General features: G+C 53.8%; 15 protein-coding genes. All 15 read left to right on the forward strand.

Annotation, left to right across the window (positions count from 1 at the left end; all coding sequences use genetic code 11):
• Positions 1-18 precede the first annotated feature (18 nt).
• The gene (locus CVU77_00860) at positions 19-1,671 is read left to right on the forward strand and encodes a hypothetical protein (protein PKN02385.1); all 1,653 of its coding nucleotides are present in this window, start codon (positions 19-21) and stop codon (positions 1,669-1,671) included.
• A complete protein-coding gene (locus CVU77_00865) occupies positions 1,668-2,789 on the forward strand; it encodes a hypothetical protein (protein PKN02386.1) in 1,122 nt (373 codons plus the stop codon). Before CVU77_00860 ends, CVU77_00865 begins: the two co-directional genes overlap by 4 nt.
• Positions 2,790-2,836: 47 nt before the next feature.
• A complete protein-coding gene (locus CVU77_00870; GenBank protein PKN02387.1) occupies positions 2,837-3,604 on the forward strand; it encodes a hypothetical protein in 768 nt (255 codons plus the stop codon).
• A 13-nt stretch (positions 3,605-3,617) separates the two neighbouring features.
• Positions 3,618-4,349, forward strand: coding sequence for a glycosyl transferase family 2 (locus CVU77_00875; protein ID PKN02420.1), 732 nt, complete (start codon positions 3,618-3,620; stop codon positions 4,347-4,349).
• Entirely contained in the window at positions 4,346-6,265 is a 1,920-nt protein-coding gene (locus CVU77_00880; GenBank protein ID PKN02388.1) for a hypothetical protein, read from the forward strand. The genes CVU77_00875 and CVU77_00880 overlap by 4 nt, the downstream gene beginning before the upstream one ends.
• A gap of 8 nt (positions 6,266-6,273) precedes the next feature.
• Positions 6,274-7,914, forward strand: a complete 1,641-nt coding sequence (locus CVU77_00885) for a hypothetical protein (protein PKN02389.1) — start codon at positions 6,274-6,276, stop codon at positions 7,912-7,914.
• Entirely contained in the window at positions 7,911-8,942 is a 1,032-nt protein-coding gene (locus CVU77_00890; protein PKN02390.1) for a hypothetical protein, read from the forward strand. The genes CVU77_00885 and CVU77_00890 overlap by 4 nt, the downstream gene beginning before the upstream one ends.
• Before the next feature lie 284 nt (positions 8,943-9,226).
• A complete protein-coding gene (locus CVU77_00895) occupies positions 9,227-10,855 on the forward strand; it encodes a hypothetical protein (GenBank protein ID PKN02391.1) in 1,629 nt (542 codons plus the stop codon).
• On the forward strand, positions 10,836-12,149 hold the full coding sequence (locus CVU77_00900; protein ID PKN02392.1) for a hypothetical protein: 1,314 nt from the start codon (positions 10,836-10,838) through the stop codon (positions 12,147-12,149). The genes CVU77_00895 and CVU77_00900 overlap by 20 nt, the downstream gene beginning before the upstream one ends.
• Entirely contained in the window at positions 12,149-13,354 is a 1,206-nt protein-coding gene (locus CVU77_00905; protein PKN02393.1) for a hypothetical protein, read from the forward strand. The genes CVU77_00900 and CVU77_00905 overlap by 1 nt, the downstream gene beginning before the upstream one ends.
• Before the next feature lie 243 nt (positions 13,355-13,597).
• Complete coding sequence (locus CVU77_00910; protein ID PKN02394.1) at positions 13,598-14,656, forward strand: isocitrate dehydrogenase; 1,059 nt, start codon at positions 13,598-13,600, stop codon at positions 14,654-14,656.
• A gap of 144 nt (positions 14,657-14,800) precedes the next feature.
• A complete protein-coding gene (locus CVU77_00915) occupies positions 14,801-15,979 on the forward strand; it encodes an acetate kinase (GenBank protein PKN02395.1) in 1,179 nt (392 codons plus the stop codon).
• 133 nt (positions 15,980-16,112) lie between these two features.
• Positions 16,113-16,322, forward strand: coding sequence for a 50S ribosomal protein L32 (locus CVU77_00920; GenBank protein ID PKN02421.1), 210 nt, complete (start codon positions 16,113-16,115; stop codon positions 16,320-16,322).
• A gap of 98 nt (positions 16,323-16,420) precedes the next feature.
• A complete protein-coding gene (locus CVU77_00925) occupies positions 16,421-17,431 on the forward strand; it encodes a phosphate--acyl-ACP acyltransferase (protein ID PKN02396.1) in 1,011 nt (336 codons plus the stop codon).
• A complete protein-coding gene (locus tag CVU77_00930) occupies positions 17,415-18,419 on the forward strand; it encodes a 3-oxoacyl-ACP synthase (GenBank protein PKN02397.1) in 1,005 nt (334 codons plus the stop codon). Before CVU77_00925 ends, CVU77_00930 begins: the two co-directional genes overlap by 17 nt.
• Positions 18,420-18,511: the final 92 nt, after the last annotated feature.

Here is an 18,511-nt window from a genome sequence, read left to right on the forward strand (position 1 = left end):
TTCCGTTATTGCAGCGTTATGGACGATAAAAATAATCGCTATCTGCTTTTTGCGCTTGCGGCCGTATTGTGTTTTTGGGGAATAAACTTCGGCTTGCCGCAGGCCGTACACGCCGACGAGCAGGCCTTCATCAAGAGAGCTCTGCGTTTTTCCACCGGAGATTTAAATCCGCACTTTTTCGTATATCCTACGCTTTATATGTACATACTTTTTGCGGCGTACGGATTTTATTATATCGTCAATTTTGCGGCGGGCAACTTTTCCGCTCCGTCGGATTTTGCCGCCGCTTATATAAGAGACCCGTCGCATATTTATCTTATCGCCAGAGGAATCGGCGCGCTTTGCGCCGTGCTTTCCGTCTACGTCGCATATCTGATAGGAGAGCGTCTCTACGGCAAAAAGACGGCGCTTCTGGGCGGGCTGATTTTTGCGCTTAACGCGCGATTCATTGAATGGAGCCATTACGCCAAATCCGACACCGCGATGCTTTTGGCCATTATGCTGTTTTTTCTTTCCTGTCTGAAAATACGCGAAGTCGGCGGGAAAAAATATTACATTCTTTCGGGTCTGTTTATGGGGCTTGCCGCTGCGTTCAAATACAACGCCCTGATGCTTTATCCCGCGGCGATTATCGCGCACTTTATGCCGCAGCCGTTCTCCGCAATTACGAAGCCCGCCGCCCGCCGGCATTGGCTTTTGGCGCTGAGCGCGGCGTTTGTCGTAGTGGGTTTTACCGTCGGAATGCCTTACTGGATTCTGGATTTCGGAACTTTTTCAAGACAGGTCGCGCAGCTCGTCGGTTTTCTGTCCGCCGACACCGAATTCGGCCGCGATTTGTCGGCGCTTGCCTATCTTAAACTTTTGGTTTACTGGGGCGGTAACACACCGTTTCTGGGGCTTATGGTCATTGCTGGGGCGCTTGCGGTTTTTTTACGAAGAGAGAAAAGCGACGTTCTGCCCGCCGCCGGAGCGTTTATAGTTTTTGCCGGGTGCTCCATGCAGCGCATCGCTCAGGGTCAATATCTCCTGCCGGCCTTGCCGCTGTTTGCCCTTATCGCCGCGCGCTCCTTTTTTGTCGCGGTTGAAAAGTTGAAAGGCAACCGGCTCGCGCGGTATGCTTTTACCGCGGCTCTCTCGGCGGCGCTGTTTCATTCCGCTGCCGTGGCCGCCCTGGACGATTACGCGCTGTCTCAAAAAGACATAAGGGTTCTGGCCGCCGAATGGATAGAGAAGAATATTCCGGAAAATACTAAGATGCTCGTCGATACCTACGGTCCGCGCCTCGCGCGCTCAAGAGAATTGTTGCTGCGGCAATATGAGCTGGCTTCGGAGCTCGGCCATCACAAAAAGGACTACTTTAAATTGCAGCTCGACGCTCAGACCGGCAAGGAATACCGCTGGTATCAGATAGAGCGTCCGGTCGTCAATATTCCGGAGGCGCGGGAATATTCTCAAATAGTGGAACTCAATGTTCCTCTTTCTTTGGGAGTCAAACAACTCTCCAAAGCAGGATTTGAATATATAATACTTTCTCCGCCGATGGAACCCACCGCCGAAGAAAAAAAATTAGACGCGGAACTTGAAACGGTCAAAGAATTCAGTCCCGCAAGGCCCGTCCCGCCCCTTCGCACCAGAATTAAAATTTACAGGTTACCCGTCGTCCGCAAATGACAATGAAACGCAGGACTTCGATTCTCTACGTTATAACTTCTTTCGACCACGGCGGAGCCCAGAAAAATATGTTTGAACTCGCCCGCCGCGCCAAGGCGTCGGGCCGTTACGATGTTTTTGCCGCCGCGCTCAAGGACGGCGGGATATACGAACAGCGTTTCCGCGCCGCCGGCATAGAGGCGGTTACCCTGGGTATGAAGGGTAACGGACTTGCCTCAATGGTTTCTCTTCCGTCGGCATTCGCCCGTCTCGTGGCTCTGGCCGAAAAAACATCGGCCGATATCATTCATTCGTTTCTTTTTCAGGCCAATCTTATTTCGCGTTTTGTCGCCGTCATTACGCGGTCGTCGAATATTTCGTCGGTAAGGGTGATGGAGAAAGAGAAAAAAGCGGCTCTCCTGTGCTCGCGGCTGACAGGTTTTATGGTCGACGCTCTTACCGTCAATTCCCGCGATTTATTCGAGTTCGCCGCGGCAACGGAGGGAGTGTCGCCCTCAAAAATAAAACTTATCAATAATTATATTTCAGCACAGAACGTTGCCCCGCCCCGGGCGGATACCGCGCCGGAATACGGTTTCAAAGACGGAGCTTTCGTGGTTGCCGCCGTCGGACGGCTTTCGCGGCAGAAGGGTTTTGAATATCTCGTCGACGCCGTCAATCTCATCAAGGACGATATGCCGGAACTATCCGTAGTGATAGCCGGCGACGGCGAACTGCGCCGCGCGCTGGACGCCAAGATAAAGGCCTTCGGGCTCGACGGGCGCATAAAACTCGCCGGCGCCCTGAGCGACACTTCGTCGCTGATGTCCTCCGCCGCCCTGGTCGCCATTCCTTCGTTGTGGGAGGGCTTTCCGAACGTGGCGCTGGAAGCCGTCGCCGCGGGTGTGCCCGTGATCGCCTCGGATTCTTCGTGCCTGTCGGGTTTCGTCGAGCCGGAGTATGTTTTTGCCGCCGCCGACGCCGTGGAACTTGCCCATAAAATTCTTGAAGTCGGACGCGATCTCTCAAAAGCGTCCGACTATGCCCGCCGTCTTTACGCAAAGCTGGACAATTACACGGGAACGAAAGTATTTGAACAATATTTCGACCTTTATGACGAGATAAGCCAAAAGCGATAAACAGATTTCGCCCTGTACCGCCGCCGGCGCGCGGAACCGGAAAAACTATGGCAAATTTTGAGCCCCTCAAACAGTATATGTTTTTATTGCTCGACGAACTGATACGCAAATACAATATGACGGCGCCTTTTCTCGACGCCGGCTGCGGTCGCGGCGACGTCTCCGCATTTCTGGCGCAAAAGGGCTGGCGCGGCTCCGCGGTCGATTTTTCCGACGAGACGCTCGACGTAACCAGGTCGGAAATGAGCAAGTATCCGGATGTATCCGTGCGCCAAACGGATCTGAAGCATTTTAAGAGCTCCGAAAAATTCAACACGGTCATTATCTGGGATGTGCTGGAACACGCTCCCGACGACGACGCGATACTGAAATCTCTTGGCGACGCGATTGTCGAAGGCGGGCACCTGTGTCTGTCCGTTCCCTATAATCGCAAAGAGTGGCGTTGGGACGATAATTTTTACGGACATCTCAGAAGATACGAACTCGCCGGACTCACAGCCAAAATCGAAAAGTCGGGATTGAAGGTCGTCGAGGTATGGGACTGCACGTTTCCGGTTTTCTGGATTTTGCGCAGAATTTACGCGGCCACGCACGCCGACCCGGCATGGAAAGAAGCCGCAAAACACGACGAGGATTTGCGGCGACTCACGAGCACCAGCGCTTTGCGCAACGCGTGGGGAACCGTCGGATGGAACGGCGATTTTCCCGGAGATATTTTATGGAAACCCGTTTATTGGTTTTCAAGATTATTCAGAAAAATAATGTACGGCCACGAAGTTATGGTACTGGCCCGAAAGGAAAGCCATGAAAAATAAAGTGATAATGATTATGCCCGCCTACAACGCGTCCAAAACCCTGGAGGCCACCGTAAAGGCCATACCGTCGGGATCCGTCGACGAGATAGTGCTGGTCGACGATTGTTCCTCCGACGACACCGTCGCCATAGCGGAGCGGTTGGGACTTTCCGTTGTAAAACACGAAAAAAACCGCGGCTACGGCGCGAACCAAAAAACCTGCTATGCCGAGGCCTTGCGCCGTGGCGCCGACGTAATAGTGATGGTTCATCCCGATTATCAATATGACCCGCGCGTCGTGCCGTATATGACGGGACTTATCGCCGACGGCGTTTGCGACGTTATGCTCGGCAACAGAATAAGAACCCGCCGCGAGGCGCTTTCCGGCGGGATGCCCGTCTACAAGTATTACGCAAACAGAGTTCTTACCGCGGCCGAGAATTTCGCGCTGGGACAGAATCTGGGAGAATTTCACTCGGGGCTCAGGGCTTACGCAAGAAGCGTGCTTAAAAAAATCAACTGGATGAATAATTCCGACGACTTCGTGTTCGACCAGGAATTCCTGATACAGGCGGCTTTTTTCGGATTCAAGATAGGCGACGTCCCGGTGCCGACCAAATATTTTAAGGAAGCGTCGTCAATCAGTTTCAAAAGAAGCGTCGAATACGGACTGTCCACCCTCGGCGCGCTGCTGAAGTATATTTTGCATAAAAGCGGAATCATTAAGTCGGGACTGTTTGTTCCGCCCGACGGGAATGCCCGATGATGTCCGCCGCCTTCAGCGCCGCGACGGCCTTCGCGGTGACTTTTACGCTTCTTGCCGCCGGACGCCGCGCGATAGAGGCCTTCGGGCTTAAAATCGGCGGGCCGTCGGCTCGCGTGATCTTTTCGTTTGCCGTCGGATACGGACTTATGGCCCACGTATTTTTCGCGCTGGGCGTCGTCGGTCTCTACACTAAAGCCGTCGGCTGGATTATAGCCGGCGCGGCGGTATTTCTTTCGCGCGGGACGCTCAAAAATCTTTACGACGACATCCTTGCGGCGGCCGCCGGTTTGCGCACAGCCGTCAGGACGTCGCCGGCGACCGCCGGCGCCGCGCTTTTTTTTATTCTTCTTGCGGGGATACTGTCACTGGCTCCGCCCCATTTTTACGATTCGCTGGTATACCATCTGGCGCTTCCCTCCGAATACATCAAGCAGAATTCAATAAGAGCCCTTCCTAATAATTTATTTTCGCACTTCCCGCAGAACGCCGAGATGATTTTCCTCTTCGCCCTGCTTCTGGGCGACGGCGTCACGGCCAATCTTCTGACATTTTTTACTTCGGTGTTCGCGCTGGGCGCGGTCTACATTTTCACCCGCGACAGATTCGGCGCTCCGGCGGCGGCGCTGTCGGTTTTCATATTGAGTTCGGCCACGTTTTTTATGCTGCTGTCGTCCTGCACGTACGTCGAGATACATCTGGCGTTTATGTTATTCGCCGCCCTGTGGCTTTTTGTGGAATACGTCGACCGCGCCGACGACAAACTTCTGGTCGCCGCGGGTGTTCTGTCGGGTTTCGCGGTGGGTATAAAATATACCGGATTCGCCGGATTGTTCGCGCTCAATGTTCTTCTTCTGTCGCATTCGTTTTTCCGTCGAGCCGCCGTCTCCGCCGTTATGCGGCGTATCTTCGCTCTCAACGCCGCCGCGTTTGCGGCGTCCGCGGTATGGTTCATAAAAAACGCGGTGTGCGCGGGCAATCCCGTGTTTCCGTTTTTTTACCGGATATTCGGATATAAAAACGTGGGATGGACGGACGCCGCCGCCGCCGGATACTTCGCCATGCTGACGGAATACTCCCACAAGAGTTCGATATTTTTCGAGCTTCTTGCGCTGCCGTACAATATGATTTTCAAACCCATTAAGTTCGGCGGCGGAATGGATGTTCTCGGCGATCTGGGATGGACGCTGTTTCTGGCGGCGACGCCCGTCGCGATTTTCTTTCTTAAAAAAAATTCCGCGCTCAGACGGCTCTTCGTTTACGCCGCGCTGTTTTTTGCCGTATGGTTCGCCACCAAGCCGGTCCTGAGATTTTTCGTTCCCGCCGCGCTGCCTCTGGCAGTTCTGTCGGGCGTCGTCATTCATCAAATATATCGTCGTCTTCCGTCGATACCGCGTATGTTCGTCGTAGCCGCCGTTGTGGCCGCGAGCTTGTCGAATCTGCGTTATTTTTTGTTCGTCACATCCTTCTTTAATCCCGCGCGGGTCATAACCGGAGCGGAGAGCCGCGAGGCGTATCTCATCAGAACTCTCAAACACTCCCCCATGGCGGCTTTCGGGTACGTTAACCGCGAGGTCGCTCCCGACGGAAGAATATTTTTCGTAGGAGAGCAGCGACTTTATTATTGCGCGGCTTTCGCCTCGGCGTCCAACGTGTTCGCTCCTAATCCGCTTGTCGCCTGGGCCGACGCGGCCGCATCGCCCGACGAGCTTCTTAAAACGATAAGGTTAAAAAACTTCACCCATATTTTCTATAATATCCCCGAAGGAGAGCGTCTGGCGCCTTACGGAATCTTTGATTTCTCCGCCAAGGGCAAAAAAAACTGGAACGATCTTCTTCATAAACTTCTTCCGCGCGCGGTCTACTACGACGGCACCTGCATAATCTACGACATCCGTCCCGACGGCGCACCAAGGTAACCCGCCTCATGTTCGCAAAACGACTTGACGGTTTGAAAAATACCATCGATTCCGCGTCTCCGCGGTTTCTGGCTGCCGCGCTCTTTGTCGTTCTATTTGTTCCCGCCGCTGTCACGCATAACTATACCACGGGCGGCGGCGATTTGGCCGTTCCTGTTATCAATACGCCGTTGAGGATATTGGATGGCGAGATGCCGTACTGTGATTTCGAACTTATGTTCGGTCCGGCTACGGTATATGCGCCGGCGCTGTTTTACCGGATATTCGGGCGGTCGGTGAACGTTCAGTTGATGTATGCGGTCGTCGTCAATGCGCTGCTGGGCGTGGCGGCCTTCGCTTTGGGGCGCTTGATTTATAAAAGTAATTTTTACGCGCTTTTGGCGGCCTCGCTGATTTTCTACGCCGGACTTCCGGCGCATTACATAGGTTATATGTATCCGCACACCTATTTTCTCTTTCTGTTGGCCGCGGCATTTTTTTTCTTCCGACACATTGAAACAGGTCTCTTGCGCCACGCTTTTTATTGCGGAGTATGTTTTTCCGCCGCTTTACTGTTCAGGTTTTATGAAACAGGCGCCGCCATTTTGGCGGTGGTTCCGGCTTATGCCGCGTCGAGACGCGGAAAATACGTCCCGAATATATTCATAGCGGTCGGATTTTTCGCCGCAGGCATGGCTGCGCTCATTGCTCCGGCCCTGGTGTTGTTGCGTCCCGCGCTTCCCGCGATGGTTCGTTCGATAGTAGTCGATTCCGTTTACTTCGGCGCGTCGCGGAATGTCTCGCTGCCATACTTTTTCTCGTCGATGGAACACTTCGGGGCTTTCGCCGGTTCGCTGCGCGGTTTGTCGGCGTTCGGCATCTTTCCGGCGGCCTTGAGCGCCGCCAATTTCCTGACGTCTTTTACGGTTTATCTGCTGCCTTTCATTATGCTTGCGGCGTCTTTGAGGATGCTTCGCGCCGGCGGACTTAAGGATGACGACCGCGCCGTTGTCTGGTTTTTTCTCGGATGGGGAATGTTTACAATGCCCAAGGCGATGGGCCGGTCCGATATGGACCATATGGTCTTTGCCGCGTCTCCGCTTATTTTTCTTGCGGTATTTTTGCTCGTCAAGGCAAGACCTTCCGGATTTCCGTCCCGAAGATTTCTCGCCGCGCTCGTTTCATTGCTTCTTTTGTCGGCGCCGGTGTTTTTGGCGCAGCAGATATACCCGCGGCTGACACGGCCGCATTACAAGGTCGCCGCGCGGCACGGGTCGCTTTATTTCGGCAGCGAGTCCGAGGCGTCCGATGCCTTGTCCGCCATAAAGTACATAGAAGAAAATTCACGAACCGGCGACTATATATTCTATACTTACTGGATGGCGCCGCCGTTTTACGCTCTCGCCGGCAGAAAAAATCCGGCGTATTTTGATTCCATATTGGGGCTGGTTTTTCAGCCCTCGCGGGAAAAACAACAAAGCATAATCCGCACGCTTGAGGAAAAGAAAGTCGGCATCGTGATACATTTTCCGTACTGGGGATTTAATACCCGCGAACTGCACTTTCTTAACACCTGCCGTCTTTTGCACGAGCACATAGAAAAAAACTATAAACCGGTCGCAAAATACGGAGCTCACTGGATTTATGTTCCGGTTTGTGTGAAGCCATGACCTATTTCACACTTTACATTCTGGCTTTCTCCACGGCTCTTGCCGCCTCGCTGGTTCTTACGCCTCTGGCCCGCCTGCTTGCCCGCAAGCTTAACATTTACGATCACCCCCACACCGACATAAAAACGCATAATGCCCCGGTGCCGTATCTGGGCGGCGTGGCCATAGCGGCCGCGTTTTACCTGAGTATGCTCGTGATACGACTCGTGACCGATTTTCCGACGGGCACTCTCAGGGCGATGCGCGGAATTTTCCTGGCCGGTTTTTTCGTCCTGACTCTGGGCATAATTGACGACGTGAAACACAAGGGCCTGCACTTCTCTCAGAAATTTCTTTTTCAGTTCGCCGCCGCGATATTTCTCATATCTTACGGCATCCGGATAGAGTTCATAAAACCCGACTGGTTCGGATGGATAGTGACTTTGTTTTGGATAATAGGAATATCAAACGCCCTTAACATCATAGACATAATGGACGGTCTTTCCGGCGGCACGGCCGTAATAGCCGCCATGGCTTTTTTCTTCATAGGAGTTCCCGGCGAGGAGCAGATTTACGTCAATTTTGTTTCGATCGGGTTGGCGGGCGCTTTGCTGGGTTTTCTTCCGTACAATCTCTCGAAGAAGTTTAAGATATTCATGGGCGACGCGGGTTCGCTTTTCGTCGGGATGCTTCTTGCCTCGACGGCTCTGGGCACAAGTTATACCGAGTCCAATAATCTGGGTGTTTTGGCGCCAATTATGATTCTGGCAATTCCGATTTTCGACACGCTGTTCGTCATGGTGGCAAGATTCCGTCAGGGAAAATCCCCGTTTAAGGGAAGCAAAGACCATTTTGCGCTGCGGCTCCGCGTCGCGCAGTGCTCGGACAAGGGCATCCTCCTTAGGGTATATCTGTCCGGAATAATTCTTCTTTTCGCGTCGTTCGTCGTCGCAAAAACGGACAGCGTTCCGGTCGCGGGAATAATTTACGGTCTTTTCGCCGTAGCCATAAGCGCGCTGGCGTCGTACCTTTACAAAATAAAAGTGTAGACGATAATACCCGTAGTTTCGCCGGATTCTTCCCTGATGAAACGATACTTATTGAGCTTCGCATAATTAGTTGACATTTTGGCAGAGCGATTTTGGAGCGAAACGAGGAACGAAGAGCGAAGCATACCCTCTGCGGTATGCGAGCGATGAGTGACGAAGTTGCAGCCCAATAATCGCCTGCCCCGTCGGGGAGGCATATCTTTGGCTGATTTCCGCGTCGCTCGTCGTTTGCGTGCCGCAGGGGGCACGCGGCACTCCTCGCTCCTTGAAATCATCTCAAATCTATGCCTCCAAAATATCACCTAATTATGCGAAACTCAATAATACTCTGCGCCCTTGTGGTCGCGATGATGGCTCCTTTTGGCGCCAAGCGTTTTTTTATCGACGACTATTATCACTTCCTGATGGCAAAGGGTATTCTGGAAAATCCCCTGCGCCCGTACGACTTTCTGGCCGACGACGACGGCCACGATAATCCCGGCTGGGACGTCGGCGGTCTTCCGCGCATGGTGAACCCTCCCATGACGCACTACCTTATGGCCGTAATGATAAAACTTGCCGGTACCGGCGAGCGGGCGCTTCATACGGGATTTATGATTTTCCCTCTGGTCAGCGCGCTGTGTCTTTTTTTTGTGGCGAGCAGGTTGACGCCTCATCGATGGACGGCGGTTCTGGTCTTTGTTTTCAGTCCGGTTTTCTGGGTTACGTCGACGGGACTGATGCTTGATTCCGTCAAACTCGCTTTTTATCTGGCCGCGCTCGCCGCGCTTGTTGCCGCCGTGGAAAGAGATGATTGGCGGCTTGCCGCGCTCTCCGGATTATTTATGGGTGCCGCGCTTCTTTCAAAATATACTGCCGCAAGCGTCCTGCCCGTGTCGCTGGCCTATCTTGTTATGTTCGACGGAAAATGGAAGAAAAAACTCTGGATATTCGCCATTCCTCTGACGATGATGGCCGCGTGGTCGTACTGGAATATAGTAACGTACGGCTCGTCGCATTTGTTTTCTGCGATGAAAAGAACGGGCGCCGGCTCGTGGAATCTTAAGGTGATGGTCAACCTGGTTTTTCTGGGCGGCGGGACGGTTTTCGCCGCGGGGGTCGTCGCGCCGCTTGCATCAAGAGTAAAATACCGCGCGCTTGCGCTGGCGGCGATATTCGCGGTTTTCTACGCGGTATTTTCGTCGACGGCCGGCGGATTCTCGGCGGCGCAGAGCGCTCTTCTGGCTTTATGGATAAGCGTGTCGGCCGCGTTTTTCTGGGCGATGGCCCTCGCCGCCCGCGATTTCGGCAAACGCGAAGTTTTCACCGCCGTCTGGTTTCTGTCGGTTTTCCTTATGATGATACCCGCCATGGCCTGGACGGCCGGTCGCTATTTTATGGCGCTGGTCGCCCCCGCGTCCATACTTTTCGTGCAATTAGTCGACAAACTTTCGCCCGACGGCAAATTCCGCCGCGCCGCGCTCGCCTCGACGGCAGCCGTAACTTTCGCGCTGGGCGCGTTTCTTGCCGCGTCGGATTACGCGCAGGCGGCCGTATATGAAAAAATCCGCGACGACCTCCGCGCCGACGGCGTGAGGCCGTCATATTTTAAGTCGGACATTTTTTCGGGCATAACCGGCTATCTCAAAGAAGACGGATGGCGTATCGTCGTGCCCGGCGAAGACGTTTTAAATCCGGGCGACCTTTTTTTGATAGGATACATCCAGACGCCCGTCGCATGGATAAAGCAGCCGGAGATTCGGGGTCGTTTGCGTCTGATTAAAACATACGAATACAGCACGCGGCTGCCTTTCCGTCTGGTGAGCGTTCCCGACGCGGCGGGATTTTACGCCACCTGCTGGGGCGCGCTGCCGTGGTCGGTTTCTTCGCTGCCTCTGGAGAGATACAAACTTTATGTCGTCGAGAAAAATTGACAATCTGATACTCGGAGGGGGAATAACCGGCCTTGCCGTCGCGGCGCGTCTGAGTGAAATTTTGCCGAAGTCGTCCTCCGTTGAAACGCTTATCGTCGAGAAGTCGCCGTTTACGGGCGGCCTCTGCCGCTCCGTCGCAAAAGACGGCTTCACTTACGATTATTCGGGACATTTGCTTCATCTTCGCCGTCCCGACATACGCAAGTGGGTATTCAATATGCTCGACGGAAACTTGCGCGAAGTGTCCCGCGACGCCCGCATTTATTCCGAGGGGCGGCTCACAAAGTATCCGTATCAGATGAATCTTTGGGGGCTTTCCGGCTCGACGGTAAAAGAGTGTCTGTCGGGACTCATCGACGCGCACATCGCCGCGCGCGCGCCCAAGCCGTCGGGGAGTTTTCTTAAATGGTCGCTCGACATATTCGGCGGGGGCATAACGAAGAATTTTATGAAGCCCTACAACGAAAAACTTTTCCGCCTGAGCGCCGGGGACTTCAACGCCGAATGGTGCGGCGGTTTCGTGCCGCGTCCGTCTCTGGAAGACGCGTTGCGGGGAGCTTTTTCCGACGCGCATAAGGCCGTAGGGTATAACGCGAGTTTCTTTTATCCGCGCCGCGGCGGGATACAATCGCTTGTCGACGCTCTTGAAATCCGCGCCCGCCGCGTCTGCGAAATCCGCGCCGGTGTTTTCGCAGAGAAAATTTATCCGGATTCAAAAAGAGCGATTCTTTCCGACGGTTCCGAAATAAAATACCGTCACCTTGTCTCGACGATTCCTCTTAAAGATTTCGCCCGCGCCTGCGGGATGAAGTCTCCGGCGGATAACCTTCGCGCCGCGCCCGTCGTGTGTTTTAATCTGGGAGTAAAAGGGAACGCGGGGCACGGAGTTCACTGGATGTATTTTCCGGAAAAAAAGTTCAATTTCTATCGCGTCGGATTTTATTCCAATATCAATCCGGCGTCGGCTCCGGCGGGACATTATTCGATGTACGTCGAGGTCAGTTTTCCGTCGGGAAAGCGGCGGGACATCGCGCGGGCTCTCGATGGGGCCGTATCGGGACTGATAGACGCGGGTCTCATCGGTTCGCCGTCCAAGATAGTGTCGCTCGACATCCGCCCTATGCCCAACGCTTACGTCGTCTATGATTTTGCGCGGGCAAATACCGTAGAAAAAATCCGCAAGGCCGTCAATGGCAAAAACGTTTATCTCGCCGGCCGTTACGGCGCGTGGAAATACTCCTATATGGAAGAATCCCTCGCCGAAGCCAGAGCCATCGCGGAGAAGTTTGTGTAATGCCCAAACTAAAAGTCCTCCATATAATCACAAAACTTGAACTCGGCGGAGCGCAGAGGAACACGCTTTACACCGTCAAGAACCTCGACCGCAACCGCTTTGAGGCGGTCATAGTCGCCGGACGGGGGGGGATTCTTGAAGAAGAGGCCGCCGCGCTCGACGGCGTAAAATTTCTCGTCGCGCCCCACCTGGGACGGAGCGTAAACCCGCTGACCGACTTTTTAGCCCTCATAGAACTCGTCTCGATAATCCGCCGCGAAAAACCCGACATAGTCCACACCCATTCTTCAAAAGCGGGCATTCTTGGACGCGGTGCATTTTTTTTATTCAAGATTTTTCATCCCCTATTCCATATCCACTATACCCACGCCCCTAAAATCATCCACACATTCCACGGCTTCGGATTTACGCCCGCGCAGCCAAAACTCGTCCGCGCCGTTTTCGTGCTGCTCGAAAAACTCGCCGCCGCCGTGTCGGATTCCCTTGTATTCGTGTCGGAAGCCAATATGCGCGAAGCCGCCCTCCGAGGCATAGGCGACCCGCGAAAATACACGCTTATAAGAAGCGGCGTGGACATAGATTTCTTCAAAAACTTCCGCTTGTCCGACGAAGACCGAGCCGCCTCCCGCCGCGAATTCGGAGCCGCCCCCGGCGATAAAATCGTCTCGACGATAGGGCCTTTCAAAAAACAGAAAAATCTGGGCGATTTCATAACGGCCGTCTCGCTTCTTAAAGAAGGCGGAGTAAAAATCCGCGCCGTCATAGTCGGCGACGGCATAGAGCGTCCGCGCCTCGTCTCTCTTGCCCGCGCCCTCGGTGTCGAGAAGGAAATTCTTTTCGCCGGATGGCTCGACACAAAAGAAAAAATCGCGCGTCTTCTTAAAATCACCGACGCCTTTCTTCTTACGTCCCTGTGGGAAGGCCTCCCGCGCTCGCTTGTGGAGGCCGCGGCATCGGGCGTTCCCGTGTGCGCCAACGCCGTCGACGGCGTAACCGACGTTATAACGGACGGCGAAACGGGACTTCTTGCGCCTCCCTGCGATGCCATTCGCGCCGCCGCCAACGTCGAAAAAATCATCGGCGACGAAAAAATCGCGCGGCGTCTCGCATCATCCGCTTTGGCCCGCGTGGACGAGTCTTTCGACATAAAAAATATGGTTCCGTCCCAGGAAAGACTTTACGAAGCGCTCTGTGCGCGAATATAATCCGCTTATGAACTTTTATAAATTGTAATTCCCCCTTAGCAAAGGGGGATGAAGGGGGTTGTAATGAACTGGAAAAAAGAACAACCCCCTAACCCCCTTTATTAAGGGGGAATTTGCGAAGCGGTTTCGCCCGCTGCTTGCCGCCGATTTGACAAAAAAAAATATATTCAATAAAATACGGCAGTGGATAGTGGATAGAAAAAGACGCTAACCACTAAACACTAGCCACTAACCACTTCTTCTATGAAAACCCATAAAATAACTTTAATACCCGGCGACGGCACGGGCCCGGATATCGTCGAAGTCGTGCAAAAGGTCGTGGCCGCGACCGGCGTTTCCGTCGACTGGGAAGTCGCCGAAGCCGGCGCCGACGTAATGCCCAAATACGGCACGCCGCTGCCGCCGCAGGTGCTTGAATCCATCCGCCGCAACAAGGTAGCTCTCAAAGGACCCATCACAACTCCCGTCGGCACGGGCTTCCGCAGTGTCAACGTGGCGCTGAGAAAAGAACTCGATCTTTACGCGTGCCTGAGACCCTGCAAACTTTACCCCGGAATAAAAGCTCCGCACGCGGGCGTCGATCTGGTCGTCGTCAGAGAAAACACGGAAGACCTTTACGCCGGCATAGAATACGCCGCGGGCTCGCCCGAAGCCGAAGCGCTCGTCGAAAAACACAAGGGGAAAATACATCCCGCCTCGGCCATCTCAATAAAACCCATATCGGCTTTGGCCTCGGAACGCATCGTGAAATTCGCGTTTGATTACGCCGTAAAACATAACCGCAAAAAAGTCACGGCCGTGGCAAAGGCCAACATAATGAAGTTTACCGACGGGCTTTTCTTCGAGGCGGCGCGGAAAGTGGCCGCCGGTTATCCCAAGATAGAATACGAAGAACGGCTCATAGACAATATGTGTATGCAACTCGTCGTAAAGCCCCGCCTCTACGACGTGCTCGTCCTTCCGAATCTTTACGGAGATATAATATCCGACCTCTGCGCCGGTCTTGTCGGCGGACTGGGCGTGGCTCCCGGCGGAAATTTCGGAGGGAAAATCGCGCTGTTTGAGGCCGTGCACGGATCTGCCCCTAAATATAAAGGAATGAACAAAGTAAATCCCATCGCTTTGATACTCTCGTCGAAAATGATGCTTGAACACATCGGCGAGGACGTGGCGGCATCGCGCCTTGAAAGCGCCGTGGCCGTAGTGATAGCCGAAGGCAAAACTCTCACTTACGATATGGGCGGCTCGGCGACATCTTCCGCCGTCGGAGACGCTGTAATATCCAAGTTAAAACACGCGTAAATTAATGGGTGGGCAAGCCCACCCCTACGCGATGAGGGAATTAAAAAATACGCGTGGGTATACCAAATCTGCGTAGGGGCGACCTTGGTCGCCCAAAGCCGTAGGAGACGCTTAATCCTTAATCCTGTCTTTTGCCAAACTCAAATGAACATCCTCGTGCTGAATTGCGGTTCGTCAAGCGTAAAATATTCCGTGTGGAACACCGCCGAAGAAAAGCGGCTGGTGTCGGGACTTATCGACTGCATTCACGTGGCCGGCATCCCCTGTAAGCACATAAAAAACGGCGCGCCCATCCCCGAAGAACTCGAAGTTTCCGACCACGCCGGCGCCGTGGCCTTCGTGCTGGATATGCTCCGTAAAAACGGCATCGATTCCATTGCCGCCGTCGGACACAGGGTGGTGCAGGGCGGCGACAGATTCAAGGAGCCGGTGCTCGTAACCGACGAAGTCAAAGAAGCCATCACGCATTATTTCGACATCGCTCCGCTGCACAATCCGTCGAACCTTGAAGGAATAGTTTCCTGCCAGAAAAATTATCCATCCATTCCCAACGTCGCCGTATTCGACACGGCTTTTCATCAGACAGTTCCCGCGGTCGCTTCCACCTACGCCATACCCAGATACCTCGCAAAAAAGCACGACATAAAACGCTACGGATTTCACGGAATCTCGCACGAATACATATCGCGCGAGGTTTCGGCGCGGTATCCGTCGGCAAAAAAAATAATTTCCTGCCATCTGGGAAACGGCGCCAGCATCACCGCGATCAAAAACGGCAAATCAATAGATACATCCATGGGATTCACGCCTCTGGAAGGTCTTGTGATGGGCACGCGCCCGGGCGACCTCGACCCCGAGATACCTTTATATTTAATGGAAAAGGAAAACTTCACGCCGGCGGAACTTCTGGTGATTTTCAATAAGCAGAGCGGGCTGGCGGGTATATCGGGAATTTCTTCCGATATGAGAAAGCTCCTGGCCTCAGACGATCCCGACGCGCGACTGGCCGTCGACGTTTTCTGTTATCGCGTCAAAAAATACATCGGCGCCTACATGGCCGCGCTCGACGGCGCCGACGCTCTTGTGTTTACGGCGGGCATCGGCGAAAATTCTTTTGAGGTCAGACAGAAAATATCGGAAGGGATGGAGTCGCTCGGAATAAAAATCGACCCTGCCAAAAATAAAGCGGTCAAGGGCGTTTTCGCCGACATCGGCGACGCTTCATCGTCGGTAAAAGTGCTGGTGGCGCCGACCAATGAGGATCTTCTGATCGCCCGCGAAACCAAAAGGATTGTCGAAGCCGCATCGGCTTCTTTGCGATGAGACGATTCCGCTTGCGCCCGAAAAATCATTTGACGGCGTTTGTCTTTTTATGTATAATGGAAAACCGCTTCGTATTTTCTCTCGATAAAAGCGGCAAATAAAAGAATCCGCATCTGATTCATTGGAGTCAAAAATGGCGAATCCAAAACGCAAACACTCTCGATCGCGTCGCGACACCAGAAGGTCTCAGTGGAAACTTACCGCCGCGACGCTTGCTAAGTGCTCCAACTGCGGAGCGCTTAAGATCCCCCACCACGTATGTCCGTCCTGCGGATTTTACAACGAAAAACTTGTTGCGGCCCCCAAGCCGGAAAAAACCCAAGAAGAAGAAAAGGGCGCCTGACGCCCCGATAGTTTAGGAGAACTTCCTGCCCGCGTTGCGCGAGTGTTAAGGGAGTTTTCCTTTTTGCCGTTTGTCGGAGTAAGAACACAAATAAAAAAATGAAGATAGCACTTGACGGAATGGGCGGCGATTATGCCCCTAAAGCTCAGGTAGAAGGCGCGATTCTGGCCGCGCGGCTGTTACCCGACGACCGGATAGTTATTACCGGCAACCGCGATTTGATAGAGCGCGAACTCTCTTTTCACAAGGACGTGCCGCGCGGAATCTCCGTGGAGCACGCTCCGGAAGTCGTGGAGATGACCGACGAGCCCGCCGCCGCTTATCGACAGAAGAAAAATTCTTCGCTCGCCGTGGCCGTAAGAATGGTGGCCGACGGCGCGGCCGATGCCGTTGTTTCAGCCGGTAATTCCGGAGCCGTGATGGCCGCCGCGCTTTTTGACCTCAAAAGAATCGAAGGTATTTCCCGCCCAGCGCTCGCCGCGCTTTTTCCGACATTGAAAGGCACCTGCGTAATCCTCGACGTCGGCGCCAACGTGGATTCGCGGCCTGCGCACCTGCTGCACTTCGCGCTTATGGGCAAAATTTACGCACGCGAAGCGCTCGGTATCGGCGATCCCGCCGTAGGTCTTGTGTCTATAGGCGAGGAAGATTCCAAAGGCAACGAACTCACCTTAGAAACGCTTAAACTTATAAGAGAACGGGAAAAAAATTTCGTGGGCAACATCGAAGGCCGCGACATCCCCATGGGTTTGGTCGATGTGGCCGTTTGCGACGGTTTCGTCGGCAACGTCATACTGAAATTCGGCGAGGGCGTCGGCGAGATGCTCTTTAAACTCATCAAACAGGCGCTGAAGAAACATCCGGTCACGTGGCTCTCGCTGCCGTTTTTATGGGCGGCCATGAAAGACCTGAGAAAAAAAGCCGATTATTCCGAGTACGGCGGCGCGCTTCTTCTGGGCGTTCGCGGCGCGTGCTTCATCTGCCACGGCCGTTCAAACGCGAAATCCATCAAGAACGCCCTTCTTAAAGCCGCGAGTTACGCCAAGCACGACATAACCCGGAAAATCGAGGAACGATTAAAGGAATACGCCAATGGAAACGCGGCATAACGGCATCGGAGTGAAAATTCTTTCGACGGGCAGATACCTTCCCGCTAAAATTCTTACCAACGAAGAACTTGCCCGCATAGTCGAAACTTCCGACGAATGGATAACCACGCGCACCGGAATAAAAGAGCGCCGCATAGCCGCCGCAGGAGAGCTCTCGTCGGATTTGGGAGCCGCCGCCGCCAAAATAGCTCTTGAGCGCGCGGGTCTCGGGCCCAAAGACATCGACATGCTCATTTGCGCAACTATCACTCCGGATAAAATTTTTCCTTCCACCGCCTGCTACATTCAGCACAAAATCGGCGCCGCGGACGCGCCGGCCTTCGACGTATCGGCGGCCTGCTCCGGATTTATCTACGCTCTTTCGGTGGCGTCGGGCTTTATCCGTTCCGGAGCCGTCAAAAGAGTTCTTGTTGTCGGCGCCGAAGTCCTCTCCAAGTTTACCGACTGGCAGGACCGTGCCACTTGCGTTCTTTTCGGCGATGGCGCCGGCGCGATGATTCTTGAAGCCGCCGCGCCGGGCGAACCGGACGCGCTTCTGTCGTTTTTTATAGGCGCCGACGGGCAGTACTCCGAACTTCTGCATATTCCCGCCGGCGGCGGAGCGGCCCCGGCCACCGAGTCGACGGTAAAAGACCGGCTTCATTTCATGAAAATGTCCGGCAAAGAAGTGTTCAAGGTCGCCGTGACAAAAATGGCCGATGCTTTCGAGAAAGCGCTGGCCAAAACTTCGCTGCGTCCGTCGGACATATCACTTTTGATACCTCATCAGGCCAATATGAGAATCATAGACGCCGTTTCGCGCCGGCTTGAATTTCCCATGGAAAAAACGTATGTTAACGTCCACAAATACGGCAATATTTCGGCAGCCACCACTATTGTCGCTCTGGACGAGGCAATGGAAAGCGGACGTGTAAAAAAGGGAGATACCATAGCCCTTGTGGCTTTCGGCGGCGGCTTCACGTGGGGCGCCGCGATAATAAAAATTTGATTTTTGCTATTTGATTTTAGTAATATCCGGACGGGAAAAAAGTGATACATTTTTTGTCATTCCCGCGCCACCGCTACAGCGGGGTCCCGCCT

The organism is Elusimicrobia bacterium HGW-Elusimicrobia-1 (genome assembly GCA_002841695.1).
Taxonomy (GTDB): domain Bacteria; phylum Elusimicrobiota; class Endomicrobiia; order PHAN01; family PHAN01; genus PHAN01.

Bases quoted from the DNA above. Each gene is read 5' to 3' on its own strand.
- CVU77_00860 (PKN02385.1), top strand. From the start codon at position 19: ATGGACGATAAAAATAATCGCTATCTGCTTTTTGCGCTTGCGGCCGTA.
- CVU77_00875 (PKN02420.1), top strand. From the start codon at position 3,618: ATGCCCGCCTACAACGCGTCCAAAACCCTGGAGGCCACCGTAAAGGCC.
- CVU77_00925 (PKN02396.1), top strand. From the start codon at position 16,421: ATGAAGATAGCACTTGACGGAATGGGCGGCGATTATGCCCCTAAAGCT.
- CVU77_00895 (PKN02391.1), top strand. From the start codon at position 9,227: ATGCCTCCAAAATATCACCTAATTATGCGAAACTCAATAATACTCTGC.
- CVU77_00915 (PKN02395.1), top strand. From the start codon at position 14,801: ATGAACATCCTCGTGCTGAATTGCGGTTCGTCAAGCGTAAAATATTCC.
- CVU77_00900 (PKN02392.1), top strand. From the start codon at position 10,836: ATGTCGTCGAGAAAAATTGACAATCTGATACTCGGAGGGGGAATAACC.
- CVU77_00930 (PKN02397.1), top strand. From the start codon at position 17,415: ATGGAAACGCGGCATAACGGCATCGGAGTGAAAATTCTTTCGACGGGC.
- CVU77_00885 (PKN02389.1), top strand. From the start codon at position 6,274: ATGTTCGCAAAACGACTTGACGGTTTGAAAAATACCATCGATTCCGCG.
- CVU77_00870 (PKN02387.1), top strand. From the start codon at position 2,837: ATGGCAAATTTTGAGCCCCTCAAACAGTATATGTTTTTATTGCTCGAC.
- CVU77_00910 (PKN02394.1), top strand. From the start codon at position 13,598: ATGAAAACCCATAAAATAACTTTAATACCCGGCGACGGCACGGGCCCG.
- CVU77_00905 (PKN02393.1), top strand. From the start codon at position 12,149: ATGCCCAAACTAAAAGTCCTCCATATAATCACAAAACTTGAACTCGGC.
- CVU77_00920 (PKN02421.1), top strand. From the start codon at position 16,113: ATGGCGAATCCAAAACGCAAACACTCTCGATCGCGTCGCGACACCAGA.
- CVU77_00880 (PKN02388.1), top strand. From the start codon at position 4,346: ATGATGTCCGCCGCCTTCAGCGCCGCGACGGCCTTCGCGGTGACTTTT.
- CVU77_00890 (PKN02390.1), top strand. From the start codon at position 7,911: ATGACCTATTTCACACTTTACATTCTGGCTTTCTCCACGGCTCTTGCC.
- CVU77_00865 (PKN02386.1), top strand. From the start codon at position 1,668: ATGACAATGAAACGCAGGACTTCGATTCTCTACGTTATAACTTCTTTC.